The sequence below is a fragment of the Paenibacillus sp. Soil724D2 genome, from assembly GCF_001427935.1.
Lineage (GTDB): Bacteria > Bacillota > Bacilli > Paenibacillales > NBRC-103111 > Paenibacillus_E.
In genome coordinates this window covers 37,118-50,165 of record NZ_LMRY01000022.1, presented here as the reverse complement: position 1 = coordinate 50,165, position 13,048 = coordinate 37,118, and the positions used below count along the sequence as shown (strand labels likewise).

The following is a 13,048-nucleotide window of genomic DNA, read 5'->3' as shown; positions in this document are numbered from 1 at the left end:
TTTATTTGTCCTCCTTTTACTAAATCAATAATTTCTCTTGTTTCCCTTTTTTACAAACTCCCAGTCTTTTTCCACATTTTTTCTGACTCTTTGCAGCAGGTTAAAAATCGTTTCTACTTCACTTTCAGAGAATCCAGATAGTGCGACCATATTGGAATAATCGTTTTCCCTTTTTATATAAGGGTAAACAGTCTTCCCTTTCTCTGTAGGAAATAGTTTTTTAATTTTTTGGTTATATGGATCATCATTCTTTTCAATGAATCCATTAATCTCCAGTTTCTTTATAGCACGAGCAGCTGTTGTTCGGTCTACCTTTATCATTTCAGCTAACTTTTCTTGAATAATTCCTGGATTTTCACATATTCGTACGAGGTACAAGTACTGTCCTTTTGTAAGGTCATATTTTTTAAATTCTATATTACTTATAGAATCCAATGCCCTAGCAATCATTCCAACCTCACGTAGAATTTCCTTCATAATTGCAACCCCACTAATCGTGTATTTATCAAACGTCGTAAAAAAATAGTACATCATTTTTATTGTATTTACAACAAAAATTCCTACAGGTTTTTCCATACTAACCGTTAACGGAAATAAGCTACCGCGATTAAATTCTGCGGTAGCCTGTTTCTATGCTTATTGAACGCTATCGTTTAAATAAGCAAGCAGCTGATTGCTCGCATTGCTGCTCTGAATCAGCAGCCACTGCTCCAAGCCTCCAATCAAATGCTTTCGAGCGCGGCGATGCTGCCCTGCTTCTTATTGCTCCGCTCATCTTTGAGAACCAGCCAAAGCGCATCTACGCTCCAGCTGGCGTGTCTATCTGTTATTCTTCTTCAAACAATCGTTCACCTTTATGCAGCCTCCAGGCAATTTTAGCCGTATGCGGGAGCTCGCGCGCGGTTGGTGCGTGTGCCGCCAAATATCGGGTGCAGGCGAGCAGCATCGTTTCTTTGGCTTTCTCCGCAAAAGAGCCTGTCGCCGCTTGCCAGCGGTCGTATTCGGCCACTGCGGCCTCATACATTTGAAAAGAATGGAATTCCGCATCCTCCCGCAACAACGCATGTCCAAGCGTGTTCAGCAGCGCTCCCGGCTCACCACCGCCATGAATGTAGTCCATCACCCATTGCGCGGCCGGTCCGACCTGCTGGCGCAGATCGAGCAAATCGAGCAGCTCCTGATGGTTGGCCGGCGCGGCGGAGCCGGACGGCTTCGGACGTGTAGCTGTCGGCACGTTTAAGAAACGGTCGAGATATACGCTGACGGCTCCGTGAAAAATCGCTCGCTGCAGCATCGGCTCATCCGATTGCAGCAGCCTTTCATGCACGGCGTGAGCATAAGTGAACGTATGGAGCACTGCAATCCAATCGCCGAAATCGTTCTGCGTATGGAAACGAACGATCCGTTCCGCGGCGGCCAAAGCAACGAGCTGAGCCAATTGCGCCGGAGCCATTCCCGCGATGAGCAGGTCGCGCAGCAAAGCGATCGTCTGCTCAGGCGTATCGCTCAGCAGCTGCTTCAGCAATTGCTCTTCCGTATCAGCAGACAGAGCTGTCTGCTGCCGCGCATCCTTTGACCCACCGGCGAGCTTCGCCTGCGCTGCATTCTGCTCCAGCTCGTTGACCGCTTGCTTGATCGGCTCTACGAGGTTCAGCGGTGCCTGCCATTGGTGCAGCTCTTCGCTCCGTGTCGGACGAGCCATCATCGGCACAAGCGAAGTTAAAATCCGCTCCTTTTGCGACACCTCCGCCCACTCCAGCGCCTCAAAAGCTTTACTGTGGAAATCGAACACATGGCCGCCGTCCAAGTAAAAGTGATCTGTTGCGGCGACAAGCATCATTTCTGACAGACGCTTCGTGTCAATGCCTTTCAAAATGGCGGTGATCAGCACTTTCTCAGCGCCCTGCGTATCCCGCACCTCTATGCAGCTGCGATACCACTCTGCCAACCGTTCGAAGGGCACGTCCGCCGACGGCAGCGCTGACAGCAAGTGGCGGGTTCCTCTGCCCGAGCTGCTTCGAGCGACATGGACAAGGCCTTGGTACAAGGCGAGTATTTTGCCGTTCTTGTCCAGCTTGTCAACGATTTGCGCCATCGCGGTAAGAATCGTAAGTCCGGCGTTCCAGCCCGTTCCATATGTCGTGCCGAATTCGATGCCAATGCGGGCGATGTCCTGCTCCGGCACTCCCGCTTCGATCAGTCCGACAACCGCTTTCGAGATGACGATGCCGATATTTTGCTCGAGTCCCTCTTTCAGTCTATGCTTATATTTTTCCGCGCCTTCCGCTCTTCTGGAAACCGGATTTACCCACACTTCACCGCCGTCGACCCGCACTTCATACGACGGAACATCGTCTGCCCACGGATCAAGCGTACCGCCGCTGCAGACATCAAACCGGGCATGATGCCAATGACACGTCAAAATCCCGTCGCACAAGCTCCCCATATGGAGCGGAAAGCCTAAATGCGGGCAGCGGTTGTCCACCGCATATACTTGGTCTTCATGATAAAAAACAGCGATACCGCCTCGTATAACCTTTGCGCCCTCTTGTTTAAGCGCTTCCAAATTGCCTGCTGAAATCCAGTTTAAATTGACACTCATCGACACAGCCTCCTTTATTTTTTCAAGCTGCACTCCAAACTACAACAAGCGTATCTGGTCAGAACCCTCTGCGTTCTTCTCCATAGTTTTATTATACCTTAGTGTTCCGGCCTTGGGTTCAGCAAAGAGTAAGGAAATCGGCACGACAAAATCTTTTCGAATGATTGACAACAAAATATCCTTGTCGAGTTCGTTTAAATATATTTATGTTCTTTATACACAGAAACTCCTCCACGACTTACTCCTTAAGCAATGAATCCGTTAGATATCGTTTTGAATACATCATGCATTTCAAACAAAGTATTTTATTTAAAACACTACCTTGACAGACATAGTAATATGTCGTATTATAAAAATGCGGAGGTGATGAAATGAGCGAGAACAAAATTACATCCGACCTGCTTCGCGGACATACCGATACGATGATTTTAAGACTCTTATCCGAAGCTGACCGCTACGGGTACGAAATTGTCAAACTGATCGCCGAGCGCTCGGGCGGCGAGTATGAATTAAAGGAAGCCACGATGTACTCCAGCGTCCGGCGGCTTGAGACAGACGGCGATATCGAGTGGTATTGGGGCGATGAGTCACAGGGCGGACGGCGCAAGTATTTTAGGATTACCGAAAAAGGCAAGGATGCTTACGTACGCAACAAAAGCAATTGGGAGTATTCAAAGCGCGTACTAGAAAATCTATTATAAGGAGATTGATGTTATGAATCCGAAATTGACGAACTATTTGAACGGCGTGTTCACGCCATACGATGGGGTAAAAAGCGTCACCGAATTAAAAGCCGACCTGCACTCCGATTTGCAGGAGCGATATCGTGAACTCAAAGCCGAGGGCAAAAACGATGAAACAGCGTTTAATATGACTATTGAGAGCATCGGCGACATCGAACAAACGATACTGGAAGTCGCCAACCTCTCCCGCTCGCTGGAACGGCAAGTAGTGACAAACTTTAGCGCAAGCAACCTGGCAATGAGCGACTTTGCAGGCGTTACGGCCCATAAAGGTCAATTTAACGCTAGCGCGTTACGCGGTGCCGACTTTGCGGGCGCAGACTTGACCGGAAGTTCCTTTAAGAGCAGTGATTTACGTGAAGCCAATTTTGACGGTGCAAATCTAACTGACTGCAGCCTATCCACACTAGACCTTTCGAATGCGAGCTTCAATAAATCGATCCTTGTACGCACCAACTTCAGCGTTTCGGGGCTGGACGGAGCCAAATTCACAGGCATAAAACTGACCGACGTCACGCTTACCAAGATTGACCTTAGAAAAACGATCTTTGAAGGTTGTATCTTTGACGGCGTGGACTTCAAATATTCCGACCTGAGCGGACTGCGCCTTGACGGGCAAACCTTTATCGGCGTTAAGTTTGACAAGTCGGCATTAAACGAAGTTTCGTTTAGGGGCGCTACACTCAAGAATGTATCTTTTCAAGCGTTTTTTTCGTTGACCAACAAGTATTACCGTGGCATCAAAACTATCTGCTTTGACGGCGCAGTCATGGATAAGCTGACCTATGCTGCGCTTAAAGGCATGGGGGCCGATTTGTCAAAGGTTAATGTCCGATAAGGAGGGAAAAATATGCAAACTAAATCCATTAAAGTGACAGGGCTGCAAAAGTCCTTCAAGCAGCATCAAGTCCTAAAGGGCGTTGATTTCGAGGTGGAGAAGGGCAGTATTTTCGCCCTTCTCGGCTCCAACGGGGCGGGCAAGACAACGGTTGTCAAAATCCTCACCACGCTGCTCAAACAAGACAGCGGAACTGCCACCGTAAACGGATTCGATGTTGCATCAAAACCCGAGAATGTGCGGCAGGCGATCAGTCTGACCGGGCAATTTGCCGCCGTGGACGAAATTTTGACCGGACGGGAAAATCTGATCATGATTGCNCCCGAGAATGTGCGGCAGGCGATCAGTCTGACCGGGCAATTTGCCGCCGTGGACGAAATTTTGACCGGACGGGAAAATCTGATCATGATTGCCAAGCTGCGATACCTCAATAATCCGCGTCAGGTTGCGGACGACTTGCTTAATCGCTTCGGCTTGACAGATGCCGCCGACCGAAGGGCATCTACTTATTCGGGTGGTATGCGCCGCAGGCTCGACATCGCCTTGAGCCTTGTGGGAAAACCGCAGATCATCTTCCTCGACGAACCGACCACTGGACTTGATCCCGAGTCGCGTATCGAGGTTTGGAAGATTGTCAAGGAGCTTGCCGACGGCGGCACGACGGTACTCCTNGACGAACCGACCACTGGACTTGATCCCGAGTCGCGTATCGAGGTTTGGAAGATTGTCAAGGAGCTTGCCGACGGCGGCACGACGGTACTCCTGACCACGCAGTATTTGGAGGAGGCTGAGCAGCTAGCCGACCGAATTGCCATTTTGCACGAGGGTAGAATTATTGCCAACGGCACACTCTCGGATCTAAAAAAGCTGTTCCCATCCGCAAAGGTGGAATATTTTGAAAAACAGCCGACATTAGAGGAGATATTCCTCTCCATCGTCGGCAAAAAGGAGGGAAAATAAATGGAGACGGTAAAGAATCACTTTTTCAGCGATCTGAGCGTTATGCTTGGACGTTCCATGCGCCATATTTTCCGCAGTATGGACACCATCGTCACGGTCACCATCATGCCGATCGCGATGATGCTGCTGTTCGTCTATGTGTTCGGCGGTGCCATTCAAACCGGAACGGATAACTATGTGAATTACCTGTTGCCCGGCATCCTGCTGATTGCTATTGCTAGCGGCATATCCTATACGGCTTTCCGCCTGTTTACCGATGTGCAACGTGGCATATTCGAGCGGTTTCACTCCATGCCGATTTCACGTTCCACCTTACTGTGGGGGCATGTGCTGACCTCGCTGGTATCCAACGCCATATCGGTTGTCGTCATCATTCTCGTAGCGTTGATTATGGGCTTTCGTTCGTCCGCGGGGATACTTTCATGGCTTGCAGTAGCCGGCATACTCGCTCTGTTTACGTTGGCATTAACTTGGGTCGCGGCGATTGCCGGACTGTCTGCAAAAACGGTGGATGGCGCAAGCGCCTTTTCCTACCCGATTATCTTCCTGCCGTTTATCAGCTCGGCGTTTGTGCCGACCGAGTCGATGCCCTCTGTCGTTAGAGCCTTTGCCGAAAACCAACCAGTGACCTCGATAGTGGAAGCTATTCGTGCGTTACTGTCAGGTCAGCCGGTGGGCAATGATATATGGATCGCTCTTGCGTGGTGCGTCGGGATTTTGTTCGTAGCCTATTTCTTTGCAATGAGGGTGTACAAAAAGCGGGTGTGAAAAAAAGATCAGCTGGCGCAACTGATTAGCAGTGTAAAAATACGAAAGTCGTTATAATCGCTTACACTGGGCTTATGAGGGTGTTTATCCGAGTTATCTTGCGGTGGTCGCTCATGTTGAAAAAATGTTAACAGCCCCTAGTGCTGAAATATCAGCTCAGCTTAAAGCACCTAAGTGGTGCTTTTTATTTTGTTATAATTTCACGCTCGTATAAATTTGCGCTCCACCCACGACCGTCGTATCTCCCCTGGAAAACCAATCCTTGACTAAGGTAATATTGATTTAACGCTGGGTTATCCGCCATGCAGTCTAATCTTAACCATTTCTTTCCTTCGTTCTTTATATAGTCTTCCGCCCAAGTAAGGAAATAGCTTCCGATCCCCTGTCCCTTATACTTCCGCAAAACAACTAACTTGTGGATGTAACCCGCATTATCATGAAATAATTCCCCCCATATTTCCTCATACTTCCACTGGACAGAGAAACAACCCACAAGCTCACCATCCAGGTATGCGACAAATACATCTTTCTCACGAATAAATTGCTCCAAATAATTCATCGTAAACGTATCTTCGTTCCACTGAATGATACCTTGCGAGGAGCGAATCCATTTAGCTGCTTCTACATATAATTTCTGCACCTCGTCTAAGTCTTCAATTCGAGCTTTCCTAATATCAATCCATTGACTATTAAGTTTACCTTTACTGGGCTTTCGATCTGATAAATCAACCAATGCAATTCCCCCTTAAAATAGAAAAGTATTCGGTCATTTGACCAAATACTTTGCCCAGGCGAACGGCTTTTATGAAATATGCGCTCCCCCGTAGTGATCTTCCAAATATTTACTACATTATAAGCTGGAAAATATAAGGAGATCAAGGGATTTTATTACGTTATCTCCCCGTTAAGAAGTTTTTTAAACTCTCCAGTAATAGGATATGTTTTTCATTTACTTGCTCTGCATAGCAAGCCAATCCATCAAAGATACTTCCTTCCCCTCCACCACGACCGGATTCCCGTCATAATCCAGGTGACAGTCATCGTTCAGGGCATATATCCAGGAGAAATGTCCTATATAGTTAAAGGGTTCTCCCTTTTCATCCGTAAACAAGCCATGGATGTCCACAACCTTATCAAAGAACGAGAAATGCACATTTTTCGCACCGGCCTTAATCAAGCGCTTATAAGTCGGTATTACAGTTTCCTCCGGTTTTACAATCAAATCATCCTTGGAATGGGTAAACCAAATCGGCACATGCTTAATCGCCTCGATATCCGCATCACGTATGACGTCATTGAACAGCGCTTCGCAAACAGGATATGTAGCTGCGAAGAAATCCGGATAATCCAGCACCATACGCATGGTCATAAATCCCCCATTGGAGCAGCCGCCGATATAGATCCGGTTAGTGTCGATTGCCGCATCATTCCTGAAAATGAACTCATCAATCAGAGCCTTCAAGGCCTCCCCATACTTGGACTTACCTGTCCTGCCGTACTGTCCGCTGCCATCGTTCATCCAGAAGGTCGGTGTCTGCGGTACCAACAGGTAAGCTCCGCCAAACTTGGCTTGGATTGCATCGCTGGCCAGGTTCACTACCTTGTTGCCTGTATAAGCGATGGTCGGATCCTCTCCGCCCTCTCCAGCTCCGTGCAACCAGATGATGAGTGGCCGCCTGCCGTTTCCATACTGCGGCACGAAGTAGCCATACTTTAGCGGCTCCTCTTCATAGGAGGAAATGCCGTGCAGGAACTTCTCCGCCTGTTTCATGGTATTACCTGCACACAGGTCGAATACCAATCCCGTCAGCCTCTCTTCCTCCGCCGGAATTTCCGCAATCTGGGTAATCCGATAATCGCTGACGATAAACTCGTTGAAGTTGTTCGGACAGGCAATTGCAGCGGATAAGGAATCGAGCGGTCCATACTTCATTTCTAGAGTCACGAACTCCCCTTCCTCTCTTCGTACACCCTGGCTACAAGAAGGATAAGCGGCTTCCACCACGCAGTAGCCCTTGCTTAGCTCCTTTTCCGTCTTCTCTAACCAGTTCCTCGAAAGCTTCAGGATCTCACCCTTCTTGTCCTTCCGCTCCACATATACACTAAAGCATTCCGGCTTCACCTCTTCCGCCTTCACGTTTATGGGCAGCACCAGTTTGGTAACGTAAGGACCATAATCCGTTATATCGATAATTGCGTAGTAACTTCTTCCCATAGCACAATCCTCCTTTTCTTAGATAAAATGTTTGATTCAAAATCGTTCTAATCAGCGATCTGGATTAGATAAGCCTCCTGCCGTTTCACCCCCATGTTTTCATTCTACCGGAAACATATGGAGGCTCACATCCGATATGACGACCTTTTTATTTCGTTTTTGCGATCATTTGTAATTTTGCTATGCCACTTTTCTAAATATTATATTGAGCCATTCAACAGCAGATAGAACAGACGAATTATTTTTCGCCTGCCCTTTACTAATCATATTTATGGCCTTGATTCCTTTCAACGTCTGTTCTGCAATGTGAACGTTTCGAAACCAAGCATTGGTTTGTAATTTTCTTTATGAATCCATGATCTTGCTCAACACCGTATGAAAAATGACCTGACCGAAAAAAATTCGGATGCAGGTCATCTTTCATACGGTGAAAATAGACTGAATTTGTTTAATCCACGCAGCTTTTCCAAATTACAAATCCGTCAAACTCCGTAAAATAATTCCTCGATCCAAATACGGAGGAGGATATCATAATCTGACCACTCGCACAGGTCCAATAAGTCCACTTGGTTCTTGCTGCGCAAATGCCGACAAGAAATCAGGTTGTTCTTTCGCCAACGTATTCGTAACCTCGATAACTAACTTATTTTTACCCTTATTAATTAGGCCATTGATCTCAACCTGGTAAGGCGGACAAATGCGTACTCCTGCTTCCTCACCATTAATCCACACTTGAGCGGTCTCATAGACCTCTCCCAAGTCTAAAATTGCTTGGTCAGCAGGCTCGTTCCACTCAAATTCCGTCTCATAACGGAAGGTACCTGTAAATCGAGGTAAATAACTAGGTCCGCTCATATTCGTTAAAGCCCCCAGTTTCCCCCATTCCTTAAAACGAGGATAGTGCTCAGACTCTGCAGTGGATACGCTCCATTCTCCTTTTAGTTCACGTTCAGCCCCAGCAATATAAGACGGCAATGCCTCACAACCTTCAAGGTTAGTACCATGCAGCAGTACGTTGGACTCATACGGATGAAGAACGACCTCCACCACATTCGCCCCATTCTCCCGAGTTACATGTAAACTAGTCAACTGATTACGAAATGCATCGTAAGCATATACATCACTTTGGACAGGCAAAGTTATTTTCCTACGGATCGTTTGATGCGGATGTTCGTTAAAGAACATAAAAACATCCAACTTGTCATGCTTATAGTGATAGTTCCGAAGATATGGCTCATGTTCGTCCACACTAATTTCATAATGTCCGTCAGTAATAAGTACTCGAGCCAGATCTTCTAAGTCAACAACCTTTACGTTCTTGTGATCGGCAAGGTAAGCTAGATCGTCAGAAACCTCGGAACCCTCACTAGATCGTTCCGGTAGTCCGTCTACAAAACGAACAGCTAGCCCTTGCTCGGCAAACTCCACTAACCGCCTAATCATCGCTGCGGGAATTGCCTCTGCATAAGGGAAGATAAGGCATTGGAAATCCTCGTTATTGACATGCAGCTTGTTGTTTATCACACGTGCGTCACCTAGAAGAATATCAATGGTAAGCACATCGCAGTCGATCTGATGCTGCATCAATTGCTTCACGGGCTTTTGGAAATACATCGCTTCCCCAGACCATTCGGCTTCAGCGTGGTATACGACGCCTGCAGTGGCCACATGTCTTCCGCCTGAGATCAAGTGACTAATCCGATTCATGTAATGATTTAAATGTTTGTAATAGCGGTATTGCGGATTTTTCCCGCCTGCATACATATGCGGCGGGCAGTCCGGATCAGGAGCTTTTTGAGAAAAAGCATGCGGGACAAAATAATTAACACCACGAACTAACATATGATCTGTGAGCCATTTCATTAGTTTCAGACCTTCTGCCCAGCCGTACGCACCATACACCTCACACATGGTTCTGCCTTGTTTTTTAGGATCGATATGTGCAAGCGATACACCAAGCTTAGCAAGGCCATAGTGGAAAAATTCGCTATCCGTATCCCCGCCAGGCTTGCTATAAGACAATTCATCAAATCCGGGAACAATTTGCCATAGCACTACATCGAGGCCAGACATATCTTGTCCCCACATTGAGCGGAAGAAATGTCCGGCCCCAGAGCCAAGCCTTGCATGCACATTGTTGTCTTCGAGGACATGTCCAATGTATTCTACTCCGCGTTCTCTGCACCACTCTCCGATTTGCCTACAAAAGTTATCCGCGTAGAGCTTACTAACGATATTCATATAAGTATAACGTACAATATTGCACTGTTCTCCCCCATCATGCCAGAGTAGATAGAGGTGCTTACGGTAGTTCTCACCCAATGCCTGCTCAAGCAAGGCCTGCATTTCACTGCTCCAAGGAAGCGGCACTCCTTGTTTTCCAGGTTTCGAATTGAAGTCAAAGGTTGTCTTATCGTTGTAAAATCCGGGTTCGTCCGAAAAGAATCCGGCAAATGTCTTTCCAAAATCAGCCTTGTATCGTTCATATACAGCTTCATACACCGTGTCGAGCAGAATCCGGACGGAATCTCGATCTATCGGATTGAGATAATCATCCTGCTGCTGGCTGCCGCCATCCTTATTTTCTGAAATAATAAATACTCGCCAGTACCCTTCAGGGATATCCCAATATAGGATACCGTCTTGCACAAGATCAGTAATGTCGATACAATCACTGAGTAATTCTCCATTAGAGGGATGTCGGCGGACCGCGATAACGGAGATTAATTTATTCTTTCCACTCGCTTTTTCGGGCTGTGAGATGGTAGGTCGAAGCCCACGCATCAGCAAGGTATCCAGCAGCAGAGACGTTCCTTGGGCAGGACCGATGGTATCGATATAGCGTTCACCCAAAAACTTGCGATGAAGCTCTTCCGGAGCCTCCTTCACCTTGCCTGCCGCATGACCCGTTGGAAAATGATCGTCATCCAGCAGCCATACCTTCATTCCACGATTCCGGGCTTCGTCCATAATAATGTCCATATCCGTCCACCATTTCGGCCCTAGAAAATCAGGATGAGGACGTGCTTCGATGCAAACGGCTCTGATTCCAGCTTCATGAACACGGGCAATCTCTTCACGTATCACCTGTTCTTCTTCTCCATGCTGCCAGAGAAAAGGAAGGATATAATTATGTTCTTGACCCTCAAGCACTTCCTTAATACGATTACTCATTATAGTATAGCCCCCTATTTAGGTTCGGTTCATTCGATTCCCGAGATTAGATTGAAATATCCGCTCGACTTCGATGAGAAGCCGAGCGGATATTAGCGTCTAACAGTTATTTTTTCACTTTTGCATACCATTCTCTTGCCCGCTTCGTAACCTCTTCGCCGCCCGATTTGTTCCACTTTTCTACAAACTCATCGAACTTGCTGATCGGGTACTGCCCTGTAATGATCTTACTAACGTATTCGATATAGAGTGTGCGATTATTGATATCTGGGAAACCCTCATAGACGCTAGCCGGCATTCCGTCTCCAGCAATGACTTTCGCATACTTCTGGGCATCCTGCATGATTTGAACGGTTTGGTCAATCTCCCACATTCTATCTTCCGATGACGTACTTTTCAGGAGATTACTTGTAAAATCAAGGGTCGAGATTTTGGAATAAGGATCAAGGATAAGATTCTCTTGGGTACTTTTATCATCCGGAAGTTTAACGGCTTTGCCATCCTTCATTGTATAGTGCATGCCTTCAACACCCAGGTACAAAGCATTCCAATTTTTCTTGTCATACATGTTGTTCAGTAACTTTAAGGTAGCCATTAACTTCTTTTGATCCTTTTCGTTCTTCACGACCCAAGCCGGAGGTGTAAATCGTTTCCAGGTATAGAAGCCCTTGTAGCCTTGAACCTCTGGTATTGGAAGAGAAGCAAATGTACCTTTCACACCACTGTTCTTTTGCAAATTATCCAAATAAAGATTGGTTTGTTCTGCCCAGTGGAAGTAGTTGCCTGCCTTATTAGCTGCAACCTTGCCGTCCCACTTCGCTTTATCGTTCAGTAGGGATTCTTTATCAATTAATCCGTCCTTGTACATCTTGGAGATAAACTCCAAGGCAGACTTCATATTCGGTGATACCGCGGAATAAGTCAGCTTGCCATCATAAAGGTCCCAATCCGGATAGCCTTCAAACATAGCTACTCCGTACATCGCAAACAGTTGATCCATCCAGCGTGCTTCCTGACGGCCGCCAGTTGGAAGTTCATCCTTCTGCCCATTACCATTAGGATCCTTATCACGGAATGCTTCCAAGACCTTGACGTATTCATCTTGCGTCTTCGGCATCTGTAAGCCCAGCTTGTCTAACCAATCTTTGCGAATCATGCCGGAATATCTTCCGTAGTCTACCATGCCAGGGATATAATAAATTCTGCCCTGACCAGTAGGGTCATTTGCTTTCACAATATCCCACATATCCTTCGGAATGGCTTCCCATAAATTCGGTGCATATTTCGGCAGCAAATCGGTCAGATCGGCGATAGCTCCGTTTTTTGCTAAGCTATTTTCGATACCCTGTTGGGGTAAAAACAAATCGGGCAATTCACCGGATGCAATCTTTAGATTTAACGTATTTAAATAAGCAGTCCCTCCGTTCCATTCCACATACGGGCTGATCACACCTACGCCTAATTTTTCCTTATAAAATTCATACAATTTGCTGCCTTTGGTGGTTGGTTTATACCCGATGTTAGTTCCCCAGACTTCAATATCAACAATGTCCTCCGCCTTTGAAGATGCCCCTTGGTTCGGCGCTGCCGATGAAGAACTTGCACTTTCGGAAGAATTCTTTTTATCACTACAGCCTGTTACTACAGTAAAAGCAAGGGCGCTGACAGCCGCAAGTACCCCAATCTTTTTGATGACCATTCCATGTTCCCCCTAATTTTTAAAATAGTTTATGTTCTAAGACTCAATG

Annotated in this window: 9 protein-coding genes and 3 pseudogenes; 6 read left to right on the top strand and 6 right to left on the bottom strand. The window is 46.8% G+C overall.

The window, feature by feature from the left end; translation table 11 throughout:
• Positions 1-24: 24 nt before the first annotated feature.
• Complete coding sequence (locus ASG85_RS18895; RefSeq protein ID WP_057303939.1) at positions 25-477, bottom strand: MarR family winged helix-turn-helix transcriptional regulator; 453 nt, start codon at positions 475-477, stop codon at positions 25-27.
• Positions 478-826: 349 nt separating this feature from the next.
• On the bottom strand, positions 827-2,602 hold the full coding sequence (locus tag ASG85_RS18890) for a Rieske (2Fe-2S) protein (protein ID WP_060647460.1): 1,776 nt from the start codon (positions 2,600-2,602) through the stop codon (positions 827-829).
• 371 nt (positions 2,603-2,973) lie between these two features.
• On the opposite strand from ASG85_RS18890, the gene ASG85_RS18885 reads away from it, so the two are divergent.
• The 6 genes and pseudogenes from ASG85_RS18885 to ASG85_RS18870 all read left to right on the top strand — a co-directional run bounded on the left by ASG85_RS18885 (position 2,974) and on the right by ASG85_RS18870 (position 5,911).
• A complete protein-coding gene (locus ASG85_RS18885; RefSeq protein WP_057303936.1) occupies positions 2,974-3,303 on the top strand; it encodes a PadR family transcriptional regulator in 330 nt (109 codons plus the stop codon).
• 13 nt (positions 3,304-3,316) lie between these two features.
• A complete protein-coding gene (locus ASG85_RS18880) occupies positions 3,317-4,183 on the top strand; it encodes a pentapeptide repeat-containing protein (RefSeq protein WP_060647459.1) in 867 nt (288 codons plus the stop codon).
• A 12-nt stretch (positions 4,184-4,195) separates the two neighbouring features.
• Positions 4,196-4,503 (top strand): annotated as a pseudogene (locus ASG85_RS39230) (ATP-binding cassette domain-containing protein); the annotation flags it as partial.
• Position 4,504: 1 nt separating this feature from the next.
• A pseudogene (locus ASG85_RS39225) lies at positions 4,505-4,854 on the top strand (ATP-binding cassette domain-containing protein); the annotation flags it as partial.
• 1 nt (position 4,855) lies between these two features.
• Positions 4,856-5,143: pseudogene (locus tag ASG85_RS39220) on the top strand (ABC transporter ATP-binding protein); the annotation flags it as partial.
• Positions 5,144-5,911 carry an ABC transporter permease gene (locus ASG85_RS18870; protein ID WP_060647457.1) on the top strand — a complete coding sequence of 256 codons (768 nt, stop codon included), beginning with the start codon at positions 5,144-5,146 and terminating at the stop codon, positions 5,909-5,911.
• Positions 5,912-6,095: 184 nt separating this feature from the next.
• On the opposite strand, the gene ASG85_RS18865 is transcribed toward ASG85_RS18870, so the two are convergent.
• The 4 genes from ASG85_RS18865 to ASG85_RS18850 all read right to left on the bottom strand — a co-directional run bounded on the left by ASG85_RS18865 (position 6,096) and on the right by ASG85_RS18850 (position 12,999).
• The gene (locus tag ASG85_RS18865; RefSeq protein ID WP_060647456.1) at positions 6,096-6,644 is read right to left on the bottom strand and encodes a GNAT family N-acetyltransferase; all 549 of its coding nucleotides are present in this window, start codon (positions 6,642-6,644) and stop codon (positions 6,096-6,098) included.
• Positions 6,645-6,860: 216 nt separating this feature from the next.
• Complete coding sequence (locus ASG85_RS18860; RefSeq protein ID WP_060647455.1) at positions 6,861-8,126, bottom strand: prolyl oligopeptidase family serine peptidase; 1,266 nt, start codon at positions 8,124-8,126, stop codon at positions 6,861-6,863.
• Positions 8,127-8,654: 528 nt separating this feature from the next.
• On the bottom strand, positions 8,655-11,300 hold the full coding sequence (locus tag ASG85_RS18855; RefSeq protein WP_057303930.1) for a glycosylhydrolase-like jelly roll fold domain-containing protein: 2,646 nt from the start codon (positions 11,298-11,300) through the stop codon (positions 8,655-8,657).
• A 106-nt stretch (positions 11,301-11,406) separates the two neighbouring features.
• Positions 11,407-12,999, bottom strand: a complete 1,593-nt coding sequence (locus ASG85_RS18850) for a hypothetical protein (protein ID WP_057303929.1) — start codon at positions 12,997-12,999, stop codon at positions 11,407-11,409.
• Positions 13,000-13,048: the final 49 nt, after the last annotated feature.